This is a genomic window from Streptomyces sp. G-G2, assembly GCF_030063135.1.
In the GTDB taxonomy this organism is placed as follows: Bacteria; Actinomycetota; Actinomycetes; order Streptomycetales; family Streptomycetaceae; genus Streptomyces.
This window is the reverse complement of the sequence record NZ_JASISO010000043.1, coordinates 34,600-56,693: the sequence shown is the minus strand read 5'-3', so window position 1 is coordinate 56,693 and position 22,094 is coordinate 34,600. Positions and strand designations below refer to the sequence as shown.

Below are 22,094 nucleotides of genomic sequence, written 5' to 3'. Positions count from 1 at the left end.
GGTGCTGCCCCCGCCCTCCTGACCCACCCCCGCGAGACCACGACCGACAAGACCGCGACCCGAGGAGATTTTGATGAACGCGATCCTGCTCGCCGAAAGCCCCCGCACCGCCTTCGCCGAGAGCCTCCTGGCGCGCGGCGGGCCCGAGGTCATCCTGCTGCGCACCGACTCGATGCCGCTGAGCCGGGCGTACGTACGGCGCACCGCGGGGGTGGCGACCTTCACCCTGGACTCCGCGGCCTCGCCGATGGACGAGGCCGCCCGGTACCTGCGCTGGGTCAAGGGCACCAAGGGGCTGCCGCGCCCGAGGTCGGTCTGCGGCGGGGACACGGAGTCGGCGGAGCTGGCGCGCTGGTTCGGCGCGCTGGTGGACCTGCCGGAGCGGGCTCCCGGTCAGCTCGCCCCGGTCGCGGCGGCGGCGCCGCGGCCCTGGTGGAGAGACGGTCGAGCCCCGCTGGAAAGGGACTTGAGCGATCTGGGCAATCCCGCGAAGAGGCTTGCGCCGAGTGCTTGAATGATCCCGTCGGGGAGCGATGTGATCATCAGGGGAGCGGGGCACAGGCATGCGGAAGACGTTCCATGCGGCACACGTCTACATGATCGTCGGAGTGATCTCCGGCCTGTACTACCGGGAACTCACCAAGGCCTACGACTTCACGGGTGACACCCAGCTCGCGGTGGTCCACACCCACCTGCTGGCGCTCGGCATGCTGGGCCTGCTGATCGTCCTCGGTCTCGACAAGGTGTTCTCGCTGTCGGGGACGAAGCACTACGACTATTTCTTCTGGTTCTACAACGCCGGTATCGCCATCACCTGCGCGAGCATGACCTACCGGGGCACCCAGACCGTGCTCGGGCACAAGGTACCGGAACTGTTCTCTCTGGTCGGCGGCCTGGGGCACATCATCCTGACGGTCGGTCTGATCCTGCTGTTCACGCTGCTGGGCAAGCGCGTGAAGGCACATGTGGACGCGCAGGCCGCTCAGGCCGCGACCGCGGGCAGCCCCGACGGGGAAGCCGAGCGCGCCGAGGTCGGCTGACGCCGTCCCCTTCCGGCCGGGGCCCGCGTACGTCCCTCAGCCGAGGCGGGCCGCCGGGCCGGTGAGGATCCCGGTCAGGGCGGCGAGGCGCTCCTCCGTCAGGTCCGGGCGCAGCCGCCGTCCCCAGGTGAGGGTGGCCAGGCCGTGCCAGGTGCTCCACAGGACCTCGGTCAGCAGCTCCGGATCGCGGCCGTCCGCCACCGGCTCCACGGCCAGGCGGATCTCCGCGAGCGCGTCGAGCACCGGCCGCGGGGCCACGTGCCCGTCCTCGGGCGCGGCCGCGACCCCCGGGTCCAGGGTGAGCATCGCCTGGTAGAGGACCGGCCCCTTGGCGGCGAAGGCGAGGTAGGCCCGCGCGACCGCGTCCAGCGCCTCCAGCGGGTCCCCGTCGGCGTGGCGCGCGCGGGCCGCGTGCAGGGCGCCCGCGAGTTCACCGAAGCCCTCCAGGGCCACCGCGTGCACGATCGCGTCCTTGTTCTTGAAGTGCTGGTAGAGCACCGGCTGGCTGTACTCGATGCGCTCCGCGAGGCGCCGGGTGGTGACGAAGTCCCAGCCTTCGGCCTCGGCCATCTCGCGGGCCGAGCTGAGGATCAACTGGCGGCGCTGGCCCTGCTCACGAAGGCGTCGCTCTCGGGGAGTCATGGCCCCAACGGTAGCACTTTCGGCGAAAATCCAGCGATCAGTGATAGCGTTCCTGCCTTTGACAGCAGACCGGTTCCAGGGCGCCCGTCGGGGCCGCGCGCACCGCTGTGACCTCATCGTCTAGCGGCCTTCGAGGCATGGTCGGCAGCATCGGGGTAAGTCCGCCCACAGAGAGGGCCACCCCATGCAGACCCCGACTCCCCTGGAGGAGCTGCTCGACCTCGCCGCGGACGTCCTGCGCCACGACCGGCGCACGCTGCCGGCCGGGGCCACGGGTTCGCCCTTCCTCGCCCTGGGCGGTGGCCTCGGTGAGGCCATGCGGCTCCAGGCCCGCGCCGACGAACTGCTCGGGCTCTCGCTCGACGCGGCCCAACTGCTGGGCGCCGCGCCGCTGGCGGACGTACTGGCCCGGGCCGTGCCGTCCGCGCCCGCTCCCGCGCCCGGACCCGGGTCCGTGCCCACGTCCGAACTCCCGCTCCTGCCGGGACAGTGGGCGCCGCTCACCGCTCAGCCCTACGTCGGCCCCGGCGCGGTGCACCGGGTGCTGAGCGCCGAACTCCGCGGACCGCTCGACCTCGGCGCGCTGCGCACCGCGCTCGGCGCGGTGGGCGCGCGGCACGAAGGGCTGCGGACGGCGTTCCCGTCCTCGGCCCGGGGGCCCGTACGACGGGTGCTCGACGGGTACGCGCTCCCCCTGATCACCCTGCCGGAACCGCCCGCGGGCGCGCCGGAGGAGGTCGTGGACGCCGTGCACGCGCGGCTCGCGGCCGAGGTGGAGCGGCTGATCGGGCATCCCGACCGGCCGCCGCTCGTCTTCGCCCTGACCCGGCTCGCGGCGGACCGGCACCTGCTGTCGTTCCTGTGCCACGACGCGGTGGCGGACGCCTGGTCTGCGGCGCTGGTCTGGCGGGAGCTGCTCGGGGACTACGCCCGCGCGGCGGCCCGGCGGCAGCCCGCCGTCCGGGCGCCGGTGCCACTGGACCCGTCCGACCCGCCCGCCGTACGGGCGGACCTGCTCGCCGAACGCGTGGAGCGGCTGCGGGAGTTCCCGGCCGTCGTGGACCTGGCCGGACCCGGACGGCGGCCCGCCGTCTTCGATTTCCGGGGCGAGCGGCTGACGCTCGCGGTGGATCCGGAGCTGCGGGACGCGGTCGGTGCGACGGCCGCGCGGGCGGGCGTACCGCATTCGCTGGTGCTGCTCGCGGCCTGGGCGCTCGCCGTGGGGCGGCGGTCCGGGCACGAGTGGCTGCTGGTGGGCGCCGAACTGCCCCGGCACGGCGCGGGCGACGGGGCGGCCGCGCGGCTGCGCACGGTCGCGCCGGGCTCGGCGACCGTACCGGTGTGCTGCGAGCTGGAGGGCGGCGTGGACTACTTCCTGCGCGGGATCGCCTGCGCGTTCGGCGAGGCCCTCGCCTGCTCCGCCCTCGATACGGAGTCCCTCGCACGCGAACTGGGGGTGCGCGGGGACCGGTCCCGGCCGCCCCTGGCCCAGGTGACCTTCGCGGACCACGACGGGCTGCTGCCCGAACGCACCACGGCGGGCCCGCTGAGCGCCCGGTTCCACCACGGGCACCTGGGCGGGGCCACGGCGGACGCGGCGCTGACGGTGCTGCGCTGGGGCGGGGGCGGGGACGCGCTGCTGGCGCTGGACTTCGCCTCCTCCGTGCTGGACCGCGAGCGGGCCGTGGAGCTGGCGCGCGAGCTGCGGGCCGCGCTGGTGGCGCTGACGGAGGCGGCCGAGACGGATCCGGTGGAGGACCTGCTCGCGGCCACCGCGCCGTCGGCGGGGGCCGCACTGCCGCGGGTCCCGGCCTCCGTGGCCGTCTCCGCCTGAGCTGGTCCTCACGAGCATCTCCGGTGCGCGCGCGGCACGGGGGAATGGAACGCGCGCACCGGATGTCTGGGGGCCCGTCGTGCCGGCGGGCCGGGTCCGGCCGCACCGGTACGACGGGCACGGGCCCCGGGCCGCCGGAGGGGGGCCGGCGCCCGGGAGTGCGGGGGCGGTGTACGGCCGCCGGGGTCCGTCCCCGGCGGCGTACGACCGTACGACCGTGCGGTCGGACCGGTCAGGCAGCGAACTCGGTGAGCCGTGCCGCCAGTTCGGCCGGGTCGGGCATCGCGGCGATCTCGGCGGCGATCTTGCGGGCCGCCTCGCGGTAGGCCGGGTCGTCCAGGATCTTGCGGGCGTTCTCGGTCACCGCCGCGGCGGTGAGCTCGAAGACGACCTCGCCCGCGCCCGCGTCGCGTACGGCCACGCCGTTGGCGGGACCGTCGGCGCCCTGCGGCACGATCAGCTGCGGCAGGCCCGCTTCGAGGGTGGCCAGGGTGGTCCCGCTGCCGCCGTGCTGGACGACGAGCGCGGCGTGCGCGAGGACCGCGGACTGCGGCAGCCACGGCGCGGCGATCACGTGCTCCGGCAGCTCGCCGAGGTCGGAGATCTGCACCCGGAAGCCGGTGGCGACCAGGACCGGTACGCCGAGGGGCGCGAGGCCGTCGATGACGGTGCGCAGGTTCTCGGCGCTGCCGAGCGCGGTGCCGAGGGTGAGGTAGATGAAGGGCTTGCCCGACTCGCCGAGGCCCGCGGGCAGTTCGCCCGGCTCGACGAAGGCGACGGGCCGCTGCTCGATGCGCGCCTGGCCGGACTCGATGAAGGCCCGGTCCTGGAGGGAGGGCGGGCAGATGTCGATGTAGGTGTTGCCGAGGGTCAGGGCCTGCCCGGCGGGCACGGTGACGCCGAGGTCGGCGGCGGTGGCGAGGATCTCCTGCTGGAGCCGCTCGGCCTCGTGGTCCTGCGAGAGCAGGCCGACGCCGTGCGCGAGGGCCGGTACGCCCGCCAGCCGGGCGGCGAACCCGGCGCCCGGGTTGAGCACTTCGTGGACGACGAGGTCGGGGCGCAGGCGCTCGAGGACCGGTGCGAGGTCGGCGGCGACCCAGCGCGGCAGCACCGAGCCGAACACCTTGATGTGCAGGTTCGCGAGAACCTCCGGCGGTACGTCCTGGGCGCCGACCTCGCCGCCGTGGGCCTCGAGGAAGGCTCGACCGCCCGCTGCTTCGATGAATGCCTCGGGCACGGACCGGCCTGCCGTCACCGGCTCGAAACCAGCCTCGCTGAGGGTCTGGTGGAACTGCTCACCCGTTGCGAACGCGACCTCGTGGCCGGCTGCTCGCGCCGCCCTCGCCAAGGGAAGCAAGGGAAATATGTGCCCGAAGTTGCCCACGCTGGCAAAGAGGATTCTCATGAGGCCCAACCCTAGGGGCGCCGACCACGATTGTCTAGTGTTGCTAGAAATTCTAGCAACAGAAGAATCGAGGTGACCGGAATGGCCCCCCAGGACCTGGCGCGCCTTCAGTTCGGTCTCACCGTCGCCACCCACTACCTCCTCGTGGCGCTCACCCTCGGGCTCGTCGCCCTCGTCGCCGTCACCCACACCCGCTGGGTGCGCACGGGGGATCCCGCGTTCAAGCGGATGACCACCTACTGGGGCACCCTCTACGTCATCAACTACGCGGTGGGCATCGCCACGGGCCTGGCCATGGAGTTCCAGCTCAGCGCCAACTGGACCGGGCTGGAGTCCACGGCGGCCAGCGTCTTCGGGGCGCCGCTCGCCGTGGAGACGGTGGTCTCCTTCTTCGCCGAGTCGACCTTCCTCGCGCTGTGGATCTTCGGCTTCGACCGGCTGCCGAAGTACGTCCACCTCGCCTGCATCTGGATCGTGGCCGCCGCCGCCTACACCTCGGCGGTGTGGGCGCTGCTGGCCAACGGGTTCATGCAGAACCCGGTCGCCTACACGCTGCGCGACGGGCACCTCGAACTCACCAGCTTCGGCGCGCTGTTCTCGAACGCCAACTCCTGGATCGCCATCTTCCACATCACCGGCGGCGCGCTCGCGGTCGGTGGCTTCTTCGTGCTCGGCATCAGCCTGCTGCTGCACCGGCGCGGGCGGGCGGACCGGGCGTTCGTGCGCCACTCCGCGAAGACGGGGGCGCACTCCGGGACCTGGGGCGCCGCGCTGGTCGTCCTCAGCGGGATGGTCCAGCTCGGCAACACGAAGAAGGACCAGCCGCTCAAGGGCGCGGTGCTGGACGGCGACCAGGCCGAGGTGACGCGGCAGCTCCAGGAGCTGGCGAAGCGGTTCGGCCCGCTGGAGGCGCCGGCGTCCGGGGCGGTACTGAGCGCCCTCACCCTGATGATGGTGATCGGCGGGGTGCTGCTGATCCTGGGCATCTGGGCCCTGATCTCCCTCCGCGACCCGAGCACCCCCGCCCGCCCGCCCCACCCGGGCCAGTGGGCGCAGCCGCAGCCGCAGCCCGGCCAGTCCGGGCCGTGGGCCCAGGCTCAACCCGGCCAGTCCGGCCAGTCCGGCCAGTCCGGCCAGTCCGGCCAGTGGCCGCAGGCCCAGCCGCGGCCGCGGTCCGGGCATCCGGCCCGCGCCCAGGGCCGTCGTGTGCACCCGGGGCCATGGGCCCCGGGCGAGGGCCTCCACCCCCAGCCGGGCCACCCCGGCCAGGGGCACCAGCCGCAACCCGCGGCGCCGGGCCAGGGCCAGGGCCAGGGCCAGGGCCCGTGGCCCGGACAGCCGGCCCCCACGGGCCAGACCCGGCCCGGCCGGTGGACCGAGGCCCAGGGCCGGCCCGGCCAGTGGACCCGGGGTCCCGGCCACGGCCCGACCAGCGCCCCGCCCGGCCAGGGCCCCCGGCGGGGGTCAAACGACCCCGTCATGCGGTCCGCGGTGCTCCAGCGGCTGCTGCCGTTCGCGATGGCGCTGCCCTTCATCGCCAACCTCTGCGGCTGGGTCGTCCGCGAGGTCGGTCGCCAGCCGTTCGTCATCACCGGCATCCTGACCACCCGCCAGGCCATGACCCCCGGTCTCGGCACCGGCAGGCTCACCGCCTCCCTCCTCGTCCTCTTCGTCCTCGTCATCGGCCTGCTCACCCTGGACTGGTGGCTGCTGGTCCGGGCCGCCATGCGCGGACCGGTCACCGGGGCCGACCCGGGAGCCGGCACCGACACCGACACCGGGTTCGGGTTCGGAACCGGCACCGGCGCCCCCTCCACCACCGCACCCGCTGCGGCCTCGCTCGGCAGCACCCTGGCCGCGCCCCGCGACCCCCGCGCGGACCCCCGTACGAAGCAGCCCGCGGCCCGGTCCTCCCGGGAAGGAGCGCACCCGTCATGAGCTACCCGACCGTCGCCCTCGTGGCGTTCATCGCCCTGTTCACCGGCTACCTCGTCCTCGCCGGGATCGACTACGGCGTCGGGCTCACCCTCCCCCGGACCGGTTCCGACGCCCCCGGGCGGCGGGCCGTGCTCGGGGCGGTCGGGCCGCTGCTGCTCGGCAACGAGGCCTGGCTCCTGGTCTCCGTCGGCGCCCTCGCCGGGACCCTGCCCGGCCTGCGCGGCGCGCTGGTCGACGGCGCGTACCCCTATGCCCTCATCGCCTTCGCCGGGGCACTCGCGCTCAACGCGGGCATCCAGCTCCGCGGCCGCCACCCCGGCGCCCGCGTACGCCGCGGCTTCGACCTGCTGATCTGTGCGGCCGGCGCCGCCGCCGCCTTCGGCTGGGGCTGCTTCCTCGCCGTCACCGCCGCCGGGGTCCGCCTCGGCTCGGACGGTCACGTGCGGGGCGTGGCGGCCCTGGACGCGTTCACCCTGCTGGGCGGCCTGACCATGGTCGCGCTGCTCGCCGCGCACGGCAGCGCCTTCGTGGCCGCCCGGCTGACCGGGGAACCGGCCCGGCGCGGGGCCGCGCTGGCCGCCGCCTCGGCGACCGCGGCGGCCGTGCTGCTCGCCCTGACCGCCGTCGTCGGCTGGATCGGCGGGACCTTCGACGGAGCGGCGCTGCGCCATCCGGTACTGGCCGCGCTGGCCGTCGTACTCGCCCTCGCCTCGCTCCTGCTCACCCGGGCGCTGGTCGGCGGCGGGCGGGCCCGGCTCGCGCCCTGGGCCAGTACGGCCGCCGTGGTCACGGCGGCCGGGTCGGTCTTCGCGGGCAAGTACCCGGCCCTGCTGACCTCCACCGTCGCGGGCGTACCCGCTCCGACCACCGACCAACTGGCCACCGACCAGACGGCGTTGGCGGCGGTCATCTGGACGTCCGGGCCGGTGCTGCTGATCGTGATCGCGGCGCAGGTCTACATGTGGCTGGTCCTGTGGGCCCCGGCGCGGACCGCCGCCCCGGCGCCCGAGGTCCTCGACGCACCCGCCTTCTCCTGAGACGGCCCTAGGCGGCCTGCGACGGCCCGAGACGGCCCGAGACACGGACCACCTGGGACACCCGCGGTTCCCCGAGAGTCAGGACAGCGACCCATGGACCTCGCCCTCGTACGGAGTTCGCCACTGCTCCGGCGGTTCCTGGTCCGGCGCGCGCTCGGCGCGGTGGCGGAAGCCGTCCTGACCCTCGTGCAGTGCGTGTGCCTCGCCGCCGTGCTCGCGGCCGCCGTCGAGCGGGGGCCGGGGGCCGCGCTGCACGCCGTACCCGCGCCGCTGCTCGCGGCCGTGATCGCCGGGCGGGCCGCGCACGCCTGGTGGGACCGCGCCTCGGCGGGCGCGGCCGCCGCCCGCTACAAGGAGGAACTGCGGGCCGAACTCACCGCGGCCGTCACCGCAGCGGGCGTCCGCGGCGGGGGCCCGCGGCCCGCCTCGGTCGTCGCGCTGCTCGGCCGGGGCATGGACGCCCTCGACGACCACATCGCGGGCTCGCTCGCGCTGCTCCCGCAGGTGCTCGTCCTGCCGCTCGCCGTCACCGCCACCCTCTGGGCGGCCGACTGGGTGTCCGGCCTGATCGTCCTGGTCACCCTGCCGCTGGTGCCGCTGCTGCTGGCGCTGGTCGGGATGCACACCAAGGCCCGTACGGAGGCCCAGTGGGCGGTACTGCTGCGGCTCGGCGGGTACTTCCTCCAGGCGCTCGGCGGCCTCGCCACCCTCCGGGTGTTCGGGCAGGAGGGCCGGGCCGCCGAGAGCGTGCGCGAACGGGCCGCCGAACACCGGCGGGCCACGGTGCGGACCCTGCGCGTGGCCTTCCTGTCCACCTTCGTCATGGACACCCTGACCAGCCTGTCGGTCGCGGTGATCGCGGTCCCGGTGGGCTTCCGGCTGCTGGACGGTTCGATGCCGCTGTCGACGGGGCTGGCCGTACTGCTGCTGGCCCCGGAGGCGTACCGGCCGCTGCGGCTGCTGGCCGGGCGCTTCCACGCGGCCCAGGAGGGCCGTACGGTCCTGGCCCGGGTCCGCGCCCTCCTCGACGGGGGCGCGCCCGCGCCGGCCGTGCGGGCGCTCCAACGGGACGGCGTACGCCCGGTGCTGCCGGACCCGGCCCGCTTCCCGCTCGTACTGGACCGGCTGACGGCCGGTCACGTGCCGGGCGCGCCCGCCCTGGTGGAGCTGTCCTGGCGCTTCGAACCCGGGCGCAGCTACGCGGTGACGGGGCCCAGCGGCGCCGGCAAGACCACCCTGCTGCGGACGGTCGCCGGGCTGCTGCCGCCGCTGGCCGGGGACCTGCGGGTGGGCGGCGTCTCGGTGACGGCGGCCGCGCACCGGTCGGCGTGGGCGGACCGGATCGCGATGGTGCCGCAGCAGCCGCACCTGTTCGCGCTGTCGGTCGCGGACAACGTCCGGCTGGGCCGGCCGGACGCGGGCACGGACGAGGTGTGGCACGCACTGGAGGCGGCGGGCGCCGCGGAGTTCGTACGCCGCCTGCCGGACGGCCCGGCCACCCGCGTCGGCGAGGGCGGCGCGGGCCTCTCCGGCGGGGAGCGCCAACGCCTCGCGCTGGCCCGCGCCCTGCTGCGACGGCCCTCGCTGCTGCTGCTGGACGAGCCGACGGCCCGCCTGGACGGCGGCACGGAGGACCACGTCCTGCGCGCCCTGTCGGCGGTGGCGGGCCACGCCACGCTCCTGGTGGCCACCCACCGCCCGGCGGTGGTGGAACACACGGACACGACCCTGCACCTCCCGACCGCCGCCGCGCCGTCGGACCCGTACGAGGCCCAGGACGGGGGCCCGCCTCGCGGCGCGCCCGGCGGCCGGCCCCACCGGCTTCGCTCCGCACCCGTCTCCGAGGAGATCCGCCCATGAGCTCCCCCGTGGCTTCCCGCAGGGACTCCGTCAGGGGCCGGGCGTCCTCGCCCACGGCCTCCTCCCCCGTGGCCTCCTCGCTCACGGCCTCCTCCCCCGTGGCCTCCTCGCTCACGGCCTCCGCGCTCACCCGGGCCGACCTCGGGCGGCTGGTCGGCGCCGCGGTGGCGGCCGCGCTCGGGGAGGCCTGCGCCATCGCGCTGACCGCGAGCGCGGCCTGGCTGATCTGCCGGGCCTCCCAGCAGCCGCCGCTCGGCGCCCTGATGGTCGCCGTGGTCGCGGTGCGCGCGTTCGCGCTGGGCCGGGGCGCGCTGCGGTACGCCGAGCGGCTCTGGGGGCACGACGCGACACTGCGCGTCATGGAGCGGGTGCGGGGGCGGCTGCTCACGCTGCTGGCCCCGCACGCTCCGTACGGGCTGCGGGCGTTCAGCCGCGGCGAGCTGCTCAACCGGCTCGTGGCCGACGTCGACGCCGTCCAGGACGCCCTGCTGCGGGTGGCACTGCCGTTGCTGACCGCGCTGCTGGTCGGCGGCGGGGTCACGGTGTGGGCCGCGCTGACGCTGCCCACCGCCGGGTGGGCGCTGGGCGCGGGTCTGCTGCTGGCCTGCGTGGCGCTGCCCGCCCTGGCCGCGGTCGCCGGGCGGCGCGGCGCGGCCCGGCTGTCGGCGGCCCGCGCAGAACTGGCCGCGCGGACCGTGGACGTGGTCGAGGGGGCGGAGGACCTCGCCCTGTGCGGAGCGAGTGGCTGGGTGCGCGAGCGCGAGCACGCCGCCTCCCGGGCGGTGGCCCGCCACGAGCGCGTCCGGGCCCGGGCCGCGGGCGCCTTCACCGCGGCGGCGGTACTGGTCCAGCTCCTCACCACGACCGCGGTGGCGGTCCTCGCCGTGCGCGGCACCGGCCCGGTGACCGCGGCGGTGCTGACCCTCACCGCCCTGGCCACCCTCGACCTCGCCACCCCCGTCCGCACGGCCTCCGAGCACCTGACCCGCCTCACCTCCTCCCTGGGCCGCCTGCGCGACCTCCACCGCCTGCCCTCCTCCCCCTCCTCCCCCTCCCTCCCTGCGCCGGCGCAGGGGCCCGCCGCAGGGGCCGCCGCAGGGCCCGCCGGGCTGGAGTTCACCGACGTCGGCGTCACGCATCCCGGGGGCGGGCGCCCCGTCCTGGAGGGGTTCGGGCTCGTGCTCGCCCCCGGCCGCAAGGTGGCGCTGGTCGGGCCCAGCGGCTCCGGCAAGAGCACCGTCGCCGGGCTGGCCCGGGGGCTGCTGGAGCCCACCGCGGGCCGGGTCGCGCTGGACGGCGTACCCCTCGCCGACCTGCCCGAGGGCGCGCTGCGCCCACGGCTGGCCGCCGGGCTGACCCAGTACCACCACGTCTTCGCCGGGACCGTCCGCGAGCACCTGCTGCTGGCCCGCCCCGGCGCGGACGAGGCCCGGCTCTGGGCCGCCCTCGCCCGGGCCGGGGCCGCGGACTGGGTGCGTACCCTGCCCGGCGGCCTCGACGCGGAGGTCGCCGAGGACGCGGCCGCGTTCTCCGGCGGCGAGCGGCGCCGACTCGGCCTGGCCGCCGCCCTCCTGGCGGATCCGGCCGTACTGGTCCTCGACGAGCCCACCGAGTCCCTGGCCCCCCGGGACGCCGACGCGGTCCTCGCGGCGGCCCTGGACGGCCGCCCCGACCAGGCCGTGCTCCTGATCAGCCACCGCACGATCGGCCTGGACGCGGTGGACGAGGTCGTCGTCCTCGACGAGGGCCGGGTGATCCAGCGCGGCACCCACGCCGAACTCCTCGCCGCGCCGGGCCACTACCGCGAGCGCCACCGCGCGGAGCGGGCCGCCGAGGACGCCGAGGCCGTCCGGGACGCCCGCGAGACCGCCCGCGAGACCCGCCGGGAGCAGGCCGCGTACGACGACTTCGCGGGCGCCCCCCGATGAACCGTCCGCGCCACCACCGCCACTTGAGCCACCGTACGACCCACCTCAAGGCCCTCTCCAGCCACAGCCGATCGTCCTCCCCCATCGTCGTGGTGCGACCGGCCGCCCCTGGGCGTGCGGGACAAGGCAAAGGAGCCCACCGATGACCATCACCCAGGCAGTGCCCCCGGGCGTCGTCACGAGCCTCGGGCGGCGGTTCACCCTGTCGGCCCAGGCCCTCGACAGCTCGGTGACGCCCAACCCGGTCTTCCACGACTGGTTCGCCGAGCAGCGGCGCACGAACCGCTACGACGTCCAGCGCATCCCCTTCTCCGAACTCGTCGGCTGGCGCTTCGCCGACTCCACGGGCAACCTCGTGCACGACAGCGGCCGGTTCTTCTCCGTCGAGGGCCTCCAGGTCCGCGCCGACTGGAACGGGCACGCCGCCTCCTGGTCGCAGCCGATCATCAACCAGCCGGAAGTCGGCATCCTGGGGATCGTCGTCAAGGAGTTCAACGGGGTCCTGCACTGCCTGATGCAGGCGAAAATGGAACCCGGCAACCTCGACACGGTGCAGCTCTCCCCCACCGTGCAGGCGACCCGCAGCAACTACACCGGTGTGCACAAGGGCGCGCCCGTGCACTACATCGACTACTTCAAGCCGCCCCGGGTCGGCTCGCGGGTGCTGTTCGACTCCCTCCAGTCCGAGCAGGGTTCGTGGTTCCTGCGCAAGCGGAACCGGAACATGGTGGTCGAGGCGCTGGGCGACGTGCCCGAGCACGAGGACTTCATCTGGCTGACCCTCGGCCAGATACACCAGCTGCTCTACGAGTCCAATGTGATCAACATGGACGCGCGCACCGTGCTGTCCCTGATCCCCACCTTCGCCGACGAGGGCCCCGCCCTGCACTCGACGGAGCACATCCTGTCCCGGCTCACCGAGATCAAGGCCACCCGGGAGCTGGTGCAGAGCACCGTCCCGCTGACCGCCGTGAAGGGCTGGCGGCGCACCGACTACGAGATCGGGCACGAGAGCGGCCACCACTTCACCGTCATCGCGGCCTCCGTCGCCGCCGCCAACCGCGAGGTCACGCGCTGGACGCAGCCGCTGCTCGCCCCCGCCGAGCAGGGGCTCGCCGGCTTCGTGGTCCGCCGGATCGGCGGGGTCCCGCACCTGCTGGCGCAGGCCCGCTCGGAGGCGGGCGTCCTGGACGTGGCCGAGCTGGGCCCGACCGTGCAGTGCCAGCCGGGCCGGGCGCTGACCCTGCCGGTGGAGCGGCAGCCGCGCTACCTGGACATGGTGCTCGCCGCGCCGAAGTCCCGGCTGCTGTACGACACGGTGCAGTCCGAGGAGGGCGGCCGCTTCCACCACGCGGGCAACCGCTACGTGCTGGTGGAGGTCGGGGACGAGTTCCCCATCGACGTACCGGAGGACTTCCTGTGGGTGACGGCGGGCCAGCTGGCCGGGCTCCTCAAGCACAGCAACTACCTGAACATCGAGGCCCGTACGCTCCTGACCAGCCTGCGGGCGGCCTGGGCGCTGGGCGGGGCGTACGCCCTGTGAGCGCGCGCGTCCGCGTCGGCGTCCTGGGCTGCGCCGACATCGCGGACCGCCGCATGCTCCCCTCGATGCTGCGCCAGCCGCTCGTCGAGATCACCGCGATCGCCAGCCGCACCCTCGGGAAGGCCGCGCAGTTCACGGCGAAGTTCGGCGGCACCCCGCTGGCGGGCTACGAGAAGGTCCTCGAACGCTCCGACGTGGACGCGGTGTACATCCCGCTGCCGCCCGAGATGCACGTCGAGTGGACCCTGCGGGCGCTGGCGGCGGGCAAGCACGTGCTGTGCGAGAAGCCGTTCGCGACCAGCCTCCCGGACGCCGAGAAGGCGGTGGCCGCGGCCCGGGACCGCGGCCTCCTCCTCATGGAGTCCTTCATGTTCCTGCACCACTCGCAGCACGCGCGGGTGCGGCAGCTGGTGGCGGACGGTCTGATCGGCGAGGTGCAGCTCTTCACCTCGGAGTTCGGCATCCCGCTGCGCCCGGGCGGGGCCCGCGCGAGCACCCTGCCGGAGGTGGCGGCGTACCCGGTGCGCGCGGCGCAGCTCTTCCTGGGCCCGGACCTGCGGGTGGCGGGCGCGCAGGTCCGCCCGGCCAGCCCGTACGGCCCCGAGCCCGCGGGCAGCGCCCTGCTGGTCGCCCCCTCCGGCGCGGCCGCCCACCTCACGTACGGCGTGGAGCACGCGTACCTGAGCGGCTACGGCCTGTGGGGCAGCGAGGGCCGCCTCCGCCTGGAACGCGCCTTCAGCACCCCGGACGACTTCACCCCGCTGCTGCGCGTGGAACGCGCGGACGGCGCCCGGGAGATCCCCCTGTCCCCGGACCACCACTTCACGAACATCGCGGGCACCTTCGCGGAGGCGATCCTCGACGCGCGGGACTTCACCCCGCACGCGGAATCGATCCTCACGCACGCCCGCCTGATGGACACGATCGCCACCACCGCGGCGGGCCGTCCCGCATCCGCCGGGTCCGCTACTGCCCCTGGAGGGCGTAGAAGTCCGCGCCCAGCTGGTGGAACATGCCCGCCACGTCCAGCTGGTCCCAGTGTTCGGCCAGGAGGCCGTTCTCCACGCGCCAGATGTCGATCGACTGGAAGCTCAGCGTGCGGCCCGTGGCCGGTATGCCGAAGAAGGGGCCCTGGTGGGTGCCCGAGTACTCGAAGCGGCCCGCCACGCGGTCGCCGTCGACGATCAGGTCGTGGGCGACGACCTTGACGTCCGGGAAGGCGTCGAAGATCTGCTGGAAGAAGGCCGTGTTGGCCTCGATGCCGTCCGCGACGATCGGGTTGTGGTCGATGTGGTCCGCGGCGGTGTGCTCCGCCATCGTGCTCACGTCGTGGCTGTTGATCATGTCCACGAAGCGCTGGACGAGATCCCGGTGGTTCTCCGACATGGGTGTGTCTGCCTCTCTGTACGGCTCGCGTCGCCGATCGCTGCACACCGACGATCCGCATCCGCGCTGGAGCCGCCCTGGAGAAACCCTGTGGGCGGGCCCCCCGCGACCCCGCTCAAGGCGAACCCCCACCCCGGCTCGAGTGACTGGTTCTAGCCTCGGGTGCCATGAAGGCTCTCGTACTCTCCGGCGGGGCCGGAACCCGCCTGCGCCCCCTCACCCACACATCCGCCAAGCAGCTCGTGCCCGTGGCGAACAAGCCGGTGCTCTTCTACGGCCTGGAAGCGATCGCGGACGCGGGCATCACCGAGGTCGGGATCGTCGTCGGGGACACCGCCGACGAGATCCGCGAAGCCGTCGGCGACGGCTCCAAGTTCGGCATCGAGGTCACCTACATCCCGCAGACCGCGCCGCTGGGCCTCGCCCACGCCGTCGTGATCGCCCGCGAGTTCCTCGCCGACGACGACTTCGTCATGTACCTCGGCGACAACTTCATCGTCGGCGGGATCTCCGATCTCGTCGACTCCTTCCGCGCCGACCGTCCCACCGCGCAGATCCTGCTCACCCAGGTCTCCGACCCGAAGTCCTTCGGCGTGGCCGAGCTGGGCCCCGACGGCCGGGTGGTGGGCCTGGAGGAGAAGCCCGAGGTCCCCAAGAGCGACCTCGCGCTCGTCGGCGTCTACCTCTTCACCCCCGCCGTCCACGAGGCCGTACGCGCCATCAAGCCCTCCTGGCGCGGCGAGCTGGAGATCACCCACGCCCTGCAGTGGCTGATCGACGCGGACTTCGACGTACGGTCCACGACGATCTCCGGTTACTGGAAGGACACCGGGAACGTCAACGACATGCTGGAGGTCAACCGGTCCGTCCTGGAGCGCGCCGAGCCGCGCATCGAGGGGCTGGTCGACGCCGCGAGCGAGATCATCGGACGGGTGCAGATCGACGAGGGAGCCCAGGTCACGGAGTCGCGCATCGTCGGCCCCGCCGTGATCGGCGCGGGCAGCGTGATCACCGGTTCGTACATCGGGCCGTTCACGTCGATCTCCCGCGACTGCACGATCACCGACAGCGAGATCGAGTTCTCCATCATCCTGGACGGCTCCTCCGTACGCGGCGCCAGCCGTGTGGAAGCCTCGATCATCGGACGCAACGTCGAGGTGACCCCCGCCCCCCGGGTGCCCGCGGCCCACCGTCTCATCCTCGGCGACCACAGCAAGGTGCAGATCTCCTCATGACCACTGACGTCACACGCATCCTCGTCACCGGCGGGGCGGGGTTCATCGGTTCGCACTACGTCCGTACGCTCCTGGGCCCCCAGGGCCCGGGGGACGTGGCGGTCACCGTGCTCGACAAGCTCACCTACGCGGGCAACCCCGCCAACCTCGACCCGGTGCGCGAGCACCCCGGCTTCGGGTTCGTCAAGGGTGACATCTGCGACGTCGCCCTCGTCGCCGAGCTGGTGGCCGCGCACGACCAGGTGGTGCACTTCGCCGCCGAGTCGCACGTGGACCGCTCGATCCTCGGCGCGGCCGAGTTCATCACCACCAACGTGCTCGGTACGCAGACCCTGCTGGACGCCGCCCTGCGCCGCCCCGGCGGGCCCGTGCCCTTCCTGCACGTGTCCACGGACGAGGTGTACGGGTCGGTCGCCGAGGGGTCGTGGCCGGAGACCGATCCGCTGAAGCCGAACTCGCCGTACGCCGCCTCGAAGGCCTCCTCCGACCTGGTGGCGCTGTCCTACCACCGCACGCACGGCCTGGACGTGCGGGTGACCCGCTGCTCGAACAACTACGGGCACCACCACTTCCCCGAGAAGGTCATCCCGCTGTTCGTCACCAACCTCCTGGACGGGCAGCGCGTACCGCTCTACGGCGAGGGCCTCAACGTCCGCGACTGGCTGCACATCGACGACCACGTGCAGGGCCTGGAGCTGGTGCGTACGGGCGGCCGCGCGGGCGAGGTGTACAACATCGGCGGTGGCACCGAGCTGAGCAACAAGGAGCTGACCACCCTGCTGCTGGACCTGGCGGGCGCGGGCTGGGACCGGGTGGAGCACGTCGCCGACCGGCTCGGCCACGACCTGCGCTACTCGGTGGACTGCGCGAAGATCTCCACCGAGCTGGGCTACCGGCCCCGCAAGGACTTCGCGCAGGGCCTCGCGGAGACCTTCGCGTGGTACCGCGACAACCGGGCGTGGTGGGAGCCGCTGAAGCGGAAGGCCGCCCTGTGAGCCGCTGGCTGGTCACCGGCGCGGACGGGCTGCTGGCCCGGGACCTGCGGGCGGCCCTGGAGTCGGCGGGCCAGCCCGCCGTGTGCCTGGGCCGCGCGGAACTCGACGTGCGCGACCGGCGGGCGGTGCGTTCGGCGGTCGCCGCGCACCGCCCGGTGGTCGTGGTCAACGCGGCGGCCTACACGGACGTGGACGGCGCCGAGACCGACGAGTCGCGGGCCCGGCACGTCAACGGCGCGGCGCCGCTCCATCTGGCCAGCGCCTGCGGGGAGTTCGGGGCGCTGCTGTTACACGTGTCCACGGACTACGTGTTCTCCGGCGAGGCCCGCGTGCCGTACCCGGAGGACGCGCCGCCCGCGCCGCGCACCGCCTACGGGCGCACCAAACTGGAGGGCGAGCGGGCCGTGCTGCGGCTGCTGCCGTGGACCGGGTACGTGGTGCGGACGGCCTGGCTGTACGGCGAGGGCGGCGACAACTTCGTCGCCGCGATGATCAGGCTGGAGCGGGAGCGGGAGTTCGTCGACGTCGTCGAGGACCAGCGGGGTCAGCCCACCTGGACCGTGGACGTCGCCGACCGCCTCGTGGCGCTCGGCCGGGCGGCCCGGCTCGGCGCGGCCCCGGGGATCTACCACGCCACCAGCGGCGGCGACTGCACGCGCCTGGAGCTGGCGCGCGAGGTGTTCCGGCTGCTGGGCGCGGATCCCGGACGGGTCCGGCCCCTCGTCGGCCCCGCGCCGGGCGCGCGGCGCCCGGCGTACAGCGTGCTGGAGCGCGGGCGCTGGGAGGCGGCCGGCATCGAGGTGATCCGGGACTGGCGCGAGGCGCTGGCCGCGGCGATGCCCGCCCTGACCGGCGCCCGGGTGCTGACCCCCACGTAGGGCGTCCTGGGCCGCGGCGGACGTACGACGGGAGCGGCGGCCGGGGGAGGGTTCCCCCGGCCGCCGCTCGCGCGTGCCCTCGCTCGGTTCAGTGCGCGATCGCCAGCCCGAACGGGACGAAGCCGTGCCGGGTGATGAAGGGGCCCAGCATCAGCACGGTCCACTCCAGGGCCCGCGCGGTGTAGAGCCCGCCGAGGTCGAGGATCCACTCCTTCGGCCAGCCCAGGTCGCCGAGCAGCGCCGCCAGTTCCTCCTTGGCCCGCAGGTCGTCGCCGGAGAGGAAGGCGGTGGCGGGGGCGGGCAGGATCCGCGGGTCGGTCATCACGGAGTGGTCCATGGTGTTGAGGGCCTTGACCACCCGGGTCCCCGGCAGCACCCGCTGGATCTCCTCGGCGAGGCTGCTGTGCGGGTACAGGGGCGCGACGGGGAAGCCCTCGGGGCTGCGTTCGGCGGCGTTGGAGACGTCGACCAGGACGCGCCCGCGCAGGGCGGGTTCGAGGCCCCGGAGCAGGGCGACCGAGACCTCGCCGGGGGTGGTGTTGAAGACGATCCCGGCGTTCTCGACGGCCTCGGCGTGCCCGGTGAAGCGGACGCCCGCCGCGCGCGCCGGGTCGTCGGCGGGGCGGGGGCGGTCCGGCCGGGTGGAGCCGGTCACGACCCGGTGGCCCGCCGCGGCCAGCCCCGTGGCGAGGCTGGTGCCGACGGCTCCGGAGCCCAGTACGGCGACCTCCGTCACGGGCGGTGGCCGGGGCCGTACGACGCGACGGCCTGCTCGTACGTCGGGAGCAGCCCCAGCGCCACGGCCTCGGACAGGGTGGGCGCGGCGGCGTCCTTCTCGGAGCGGACGAGCGGCTCCGTGGTGTTCCAGGGGATGCCGATGGCGGGGTCCAGGGCCTGGATGTCGACCATGGTGCCCGGGACGTACTCCTCGGAGCAGAGGTAGTTCATGCAGGTGTCCTCGGTGAGCGCGAGGAAGGCGTGCCCGAGCCCGTCGGCGAGGTAGACCCCGATCCCGGAGTCGGCCTCCTGGACGGTGGTGTCGAACATGCCGAAGGTCGGGGAGCCGACGCGCAGGTCGACGACCACGTCGAGGGCGGCGCCGCGCACGCAGGTGACCAGCTTGGCCTGGCCCGGGGGCAGGGTGGTGCCGTGGATGCCGCGCAGGGTGCCCCGCGACGAGACCGAGAAGTTGACCTGCTTGACGGTGAAGGGCTGGCCGCTCAGTTCGGTGAGTTCGCCGATCCGCCAGGCCTCGAAGAAGCGGCCACGGTTGTCGGTCAGCTGCGACGGCGTGATCCGGAAGGCGTCCCGGACCTTCATCTCCTCAATTGCCATGCTTCCTCGGTTCGTTGTCGAAGGCGTGAACAGCGGGCCGTCCGATTGTCGGGGCGGCGGCTGCCGCCCCGCTCGAACCCCGCTGGAGCGGGTACGTACGCCGTTGGCCCCCGCGTACGGAACGCGGGGGCCAACGGCTTGCGGGATCCGGTCAGCGTACCGGGGCCGGGGCGGGCTTGTCCGCCGTGGCCGCGGGCGCGGCCGCGGACGACGCCGCCGGGGCGGACCGCTCGGCCACCGCGCCGGGTTCGGGCTGGAGGCCCTTGCCGCGGCCGGGGGCGATCAGCATGGACAGGGTGGCCAGGGCCACCGCGATGGCACCGACCCACATGGCCGGGACCAGTCCGTCGACGAAGTTCTGCGGGGTGGCGTAGCCGCCGTTGGCGCTGAAGATCGAGGCCAGCAGGGCCACACCGAGCGCGGCGCCGACCTCACGGGTGGCGGCCGTGACACCGGAGGCGATGCCCTGCTCCTCCTCCTTGACGGAGCCCATGGTCAGGTTCATCAGCGGTGCGTAGAACAGGGCCATACCGGCGCCGCAGATCATGAGGGAGGGCAGCTGGGCGACGTAGGAGACGCCCGGTTCGAGGATGAAGGCCCAATAGACCATGCCGCCGGTCATCATCGCGAGGCCGAGGGTGACGACGGGCTTGCCGCCGATCTTGTCGGAGACCATGCCGCCGATGGGGGCGACGACCATGGGCATGGCGGTCCAGGCGAGCAGCCGTACTCCGGCCTCCATCGCGCTGTAGCCCTGGATGGTCTGGAGGAACTGGGTCATCAGGAAGATGGCGCCGAACATCCCGACCGACATCAGGGTGCCGGCCAGGTTGATCGCGGTGAACGCCCGGATCTTGAAGAGGCGCATCGGGACCATCGGGTGTGCCGTCTTGCTCTCCCAGAACACGAAGACGGCCATCACGACCACGCCGCCGATCAGGGAGCCGAGGACGACCGGGGAGGTCCAGCCGTCGCCGTGGCCCTTGATCAGGCCGAGGACGATGCCGAACAGACCGATGCTGGCCAAGACGGTGCCGACGGCGTCGAGCCGGGAGTTGGCCACCTTGCTCTCGGCGAGCTTGCGCCAGGAGATCGGGGCCAGGGCCAGGCCGATGGGCACGTTGAGCCAGAAGATCCACTGCCAGGAGATGTGCTCGACGATCGCACCGCCGACGAGCGGGCCCGCCGCGATCGACAGGCCGTTGACCGCGCCCCAGATACCGAGGGCCGTACCGCGCTTCTCCGCGGGGACGGCGGCGGTCAGCAGGGTCACCGACAGCGGCATGATGATCGCCGCGCCCGCGCCCTGGATGGCCCGGAACGCGATGAGTTCATTGATGCCGGGCGCGAGCGCCGCGGCGGCCGAGGCACCCGTGAAGAGCAGCAGGCCGAGGACGAACATGCGGCGCCTGCCGAAGCGGTCGCCCAGTGCGGCGCCGAACATCATCAGGACCGCGAAGGACAGCGTGTAGGCGTTGACCGTCCATTCGAGATCGGTCAGGCTGCCGCCGAGTTTCTCCCGGATGGTGGGCAGCGCCGTAATGATCACGAGGTTGTCCAGCCCTGCCATGAAGGAGGCGAGGCTCGTGGTGAGGATGGCCCAGAAGACCACCCCCTTTGCTCCACCGGCCGAGGCTGGGGGGTTGACGGTGCTCATCCGAGCATCCTTTCTGGAGGCAATGTCAGTAGGAGATGCTCACAACTCATCCGTGACACAGGCCGTTGTCGGCGCTCACGACGCTACGGAACCGGACTCAAGCCCTCCTCGATTCGTGGTGGACCCACGGACAGCACGGAGCCACCCTCCCCGGAGGGAGGGTGGCTCGGGTTCGCGCGTGCGCAGCGGTCAGGCGAGCTGGCGCTGGAAGGTGGCCATGTCGAAGTACAGCGTCTCGTCGACCAGGACGTCGCCGTCGAAGTGGAAGAACACGGCGACGGGGGCGTCGATGGACTTGCCGAGGTTGGGTATGCCCCGGTAGTCCGCCTGCTGCACGCCGCGGGCCTGGGCCTCCAGGATCACGGCGGTGGGGGTGTGGTGCACGTGGTGCAGGTCGTGCTCCAGGTCGGGGAACGCCGCCTTGAGGTCGGCGAAGTAGCCCTTCTTGATGGCCTCTTCACCGATCAGCGGGCCCTCTTCGAAGGCCTGGATGCGGTAGATGCCGCCACGCGGGAAGGTGGCCAGCACGCCGTCGATGTCCCAGGCGATCTCCGCGACCGTGTGGGCGAGGACGACCGCTTCGCGGCGCTTGCGCAGGTCCTCGTCGGGCTGCGGGAGATCCGCGCCGGGCAGGGTGAATTCGTGCTGTTCGGTGGCCATGACCGTTCCTCCACGCGTCGACCGGCTTGATGTCGCAGACGCTAGGGCCGCGACCTCGCGTACCACTCGAACGCGAGACCGGACGGGCCGGTCGGTCGGACGCGTGCCCGGCGGCCGGGCTCAGGCGTTGGCCGCCACCGGCTCGGTGCGCCGGCTCTGCGGCGGCTTGTAGTACGGCCGGTACCCGCAGGCCAGGCCGACCGGCGCGAGCAGGGTGCACAGCGCCATGTCCAGGGCGAAGGGGCGCCCGGTGATCACCCGGTACTCGTCGCGGAAGCCGAGCGCGAGCAGCGGCATCTGGAGCTTGGGGCCGTCCGCGCTGAGCCGGCCCTCGTTGGCCAGGCCCCACAGGGTCTCGAAGACCCGCTCGGTCTGGTAGGCGGGGGTGGTGCGCCAGGTCATCCGGGTGGTCTCGGGGCCCGGGTTCCACATGGAGTGGTGGACGCCCGGCGGGATGTAGAACTCGCTGCCCTCGGTGTGCTCGTGCTCGACCCCGTCCACCTGGAGGATGATGCGGCCGCCGTGGACCTGCATGACCTCGGTCTGCCGGGGGTGGTAGTGGACGGGCGGCTTCAGCACGGTCGGCGCGTACTCCACTTCGACCTCCACGTACGCCCCGTTCGTCTGGGCCGCGGTGGTGAGGAAGGTGAGCTTGTCCTGTCCGAGCTGCAGGGTGTCTCCGGGGCGTGCCATCGGATGCCTCTCCTTGGTGTCCGGGGGG

Annotated in this window: 19 protein-coding genes and 1 pseudogene; 12 read left to right on the top strand and 8 right to left on the bottom strand. The window is 73.8% G+C overall.

Annotation, left to right across the window (positions count from 1 at the left end):
* The first annotated feature begins 73 nt into the window (after positions 1-73).
* Together QMF80_RS28815 and QMF80_RS28810 are read left to right on the top strand one after the other, a co-directional pair.
* Entirely contained in the window at positions 74-514 is a 441-nt protein-coding gene (locus QMF80_RS28815) for a hypothetical protein (protein ID WP_283458499.1), read from the top strand.
* Between the two features lie 49 nt (positions 515-563).
* Positions 564-1,040 carry a DUF2871 domain-containing protein gene (locus tag QMF80_RS28810; protein ID WP_283458498.1) on the top strand — a complete coding sequence of 159 codons (477 nt, stop codon included), beginning with the start codon at positions 564-566 and terminating at the stop codon, positions 1,038-1,040.
* A 36-nt stretch (positions 1,041-1,076) separates the two neighbouring features.
* Here the strand turns inward: QMF80_RS28810 and QMF80_RS28805 are convergent, their stop codons facing one another.
* Entirely contained in the window at positions 1,077-1,682 is a 606-nt protein-coding gene (locus tag QMF80_RS28805; RefSeq protein WP_283458497.1) for a TetR/AcrR family transcriptional regulator, read from the bottom strand.
* A gap of 184 nt (positions 1,683-1,866) precedes the next feature.
* On the opposite strand from QMF80_RS28805, the gene QMF80_RS28800 reads away from it, so the two are divergent.
* Positions 1,867-3,516, top strand: coding sequence for a condensation domain-containing protein (locus QMF80_RS28800; RefSeq protein WP_283458496.1), 1,650 nt, complete (start codon positions 1,867-1,869; stop codon positions 3,514-3,516).
* A gap of 232 nt (positions 3,517-3,748) precedes the next feature.
* Here QMF80_RS28800 and QMF80_RS28795 read toward each other — a convergent pair whose 3' ends face one another.
* Positions 3,749-4,921, bottom strand: a complete 1,173-nt coding sequence (locus QMF80_RS28795; RefSeq protein ID WP_283458495.1) for a glycosyltransferase — start codon at positions 4,919-4,921, stop codon at positions 3,749-3,751.
* An 81-nt stretch (positions 4,922-5,002) separates the two neighbouring features.
* Here QMF80_RS28795 and QMF80_RS28790 point away from each other — a divergent pair, with 81 nt between their 5' ends.
* From QMF80_RS28790 to QMF80_RS38425, 6 genes and pseudogenes are all read left to right on the top strand, one after another.
* Positions 5,003-6,859 carry a cytochrome ubiquinol oxidase subunit I gene (locus tag QMF80_RS28790; RefSeq protein ID WP_283458494.1) on the top strand — a complete coding sequence of 619 codons (1,857 nt, stop codon included), beginning with the start codon at positions 5,003-5,005 and terminating at the stop codon, positions 6,857-6,859.
* Positions 6,856-7,896, top strand: coding sequence for a cytochrome d ubiquinol oxidase subunit II (locus QMF80_RS28785; RefSeq protein ID WP_283458492.1), 1,041 nt, complete (start codon positions 6,856-6,858; stop codon positions 7,894-7,896). Before QMF80_RS28790 ends, QMF80_RS28785 begins: the two co-directional genes overlap by 4 nt.
* A 93-nt stretch (positions 7,897-7,989) precedes the next feature.
* Positions 7,990-9,756, top strand: coding sequence for a thiol reductant ABC exporter subunit CydD (cydD, locus tag QMF80_RS28780; protein WP_283458490.1), 1,767 nt, complete (start codon positions 7,990-7,992; stop codon positions 9,754-9,756).
* The gene (cydC, locus tag QMF80_RS28775; protein ID WP_283458488.1) at positions 9,753-11,684 is read left to right on the top strand and encodes a thiol reductant ABC exporter subunit CydC; all 1,932 of its coding nucleotides are present in this window, start codon (positions 9,753-9,755) and stop codon (positions 11,682-11,684) included. The genes cydD and cydC overlap by 4 nt, the downstream gene beginning before the upstream one ends.
* Positions 11,685-11,826: 142 nt before the next feature.
* Positions 11,827-13,227, top strand: a complete 1,401-nt coding sequence (locus QMF80_RS28770; RefSeq protein WP_283458486.1) for an NDP-hexose 2,3-dehydratase family protein — start codon at positions 11,827-11,829, stop codon at positions 13,225-13,227.
* Positions 13,224-13,937 (top strand): annotated as a pseudogene (locus QMF80_RS38425) (Gfo/Idh/MocA family protein); the annotation flags it as partial. The gene QMF80_RS28770 and the pseudogene QMF80_RS38425, both read left to right, overlap by 4 nt.
* 256 nt (positions 13,938-14,193) lie before the next feature.
* Here the strand turns inward: QMF80_RS38425 and QMF80_RS28760 are convergent.
* Positions 14,194-14,613 carry an ester cyclase gene (locus QMF80_RS28760; RefSeq protein WP_283458484.1) on the bottom strand — a complete coding sequence of 140 codons (420 nt, stop codon included), beginning with the start codon at positions 14,611-14,613 and terminating at the stop codon, positions 14,194-14,196.
* Between the two features lie 167 nt (positions 14,614-14,780).
* Here QMF80_RS28760 and QMF80_RS28755 point away from each other — a divergent pair, with 167 nt between their 5' ends.
* Genes QMF80_RS28755 through rfbD form a run of 3 tightly spaced genes read left to right on the top strand, consistent with a single transcriptional unit; the run spans position 14,781 to position 17,721 of the window.
* Positions 14,781-15,848: a glucose-1-phosphate thymidylyltransferase gene (locus QMF80_RS28755; protein WP_283458483.1), complete on the top strand. Its 1,068-nt coding sequence runs from the start codon at positions 14,781-14,783 to the stop codon at positions 15,846-15,848.
* Positions 15,845-16,843: a dTDP-glucose 4,6-dehydratase gene (gene rfbB / locus QMF80_RS28750; protein WP_283458481.1), complete on the top strand. Its 999-nt coding sequence runs from the start codon at positions 15,845-15,847 to the stop codon at positions 16,841-16,843. The genes QMF80_RS28755 and rfbB overlap by 4 nt, the downstream gene beginning before the upstream one ends.
* Positions 16,840-17,721 (top strand): dTDP-4-dehydrorhamnose reductase, encoded by an 882-nt coding sequence (gene rfbD / locus QMF80_RS28745; RefSeq protein WP_283458480.1) that lies wholly within the window; start codon positions 16,840-16,842, stop codon positions 17,719-17,721. The genes rfbB and rfbD overlap by 4 nt, the downstream gene beginning before the upstream one ends.
* A gap of 88 nt (positions 17,722-17,809) precedes the next feature.
* Here the strand turns inward: rfbD and QMF80_RS28740 are convergent, their stop codons facing one another.
* The 5 genes from QMF80_RS28740 to QMF80_RS28720 all read right to left on the bottom strand — a co-directional run bounded on the left by QMF80_RS28740 (position 17,810) and on the right by QMF80_RS28720 (position 22,066).
* The gene (locus QMF80_RS28740) at positions 17,810-18,457 is read right to left on the bottom strand and encodes an NADPH-dependent F420 reductase (protein WP_283458478.1); all 648 of its coding nucleotides are present in this window, start codon (positions 18,455-18,457) and stop codon (positions 17,810-17,812) included.
* Positions 18,454-19,056: a dTDP-4-dehydrorhamnose 3,5-epimerase family protein gene (locus QMF80_RS28735; protein ID WP_283458476.1), complete on the bottom strand. Its 603-nt coding sequence runs from the start codon at positions 19,054-19,056 to the stop codon at positions 18,454-18,456. Before QMF80_RS28735 ends, QMF80_RS28740 begins: the two co-directional genes overlap by 4 nt.
* 151 nt (positions 19,057-19,207) lie before the next feature.
* Positions 19,208-20,713, bottom strand: a complete 1,506-nt coding sequence (locus QMF80_RS28730; RefSeq protein WP_283458474.1) for a DHA2 family efflux MFS transporter permease subunit — start codon at positions 20,711-20,713, stop codon at positions 19,208-19,210.
* A 189-nt stretch (positions 20,714-20,902) separates the two neighbouring features.
* Positions 20,903-21,373 carry an ester cyclase gene (locus QMF80_RS28725; RefSeq protein WP_283458472.1) on the bottom strand — a complete coding sequence of 157 codons (471 nt, stop codon included), beginning with the start codon at positions 21,371-21,373 and terminating at the stop codon, positions 20,903-20,905.
* 120 nt (positions 21,374-21,493) lie between these two features.
* Positions 21,494-22,066: a cupin domain-containing protein gene (locus QMF80_RS28720; RefSeq protein WP_283458471.1), complete on the bottom strand. Its 573-nt coding sequence runs from the start codon at positions 22,064-22,066 to the stop codon at positions 21,494-21,496.
* Positions 22,067-22,094: the final 28 nt, after the last annotated feature.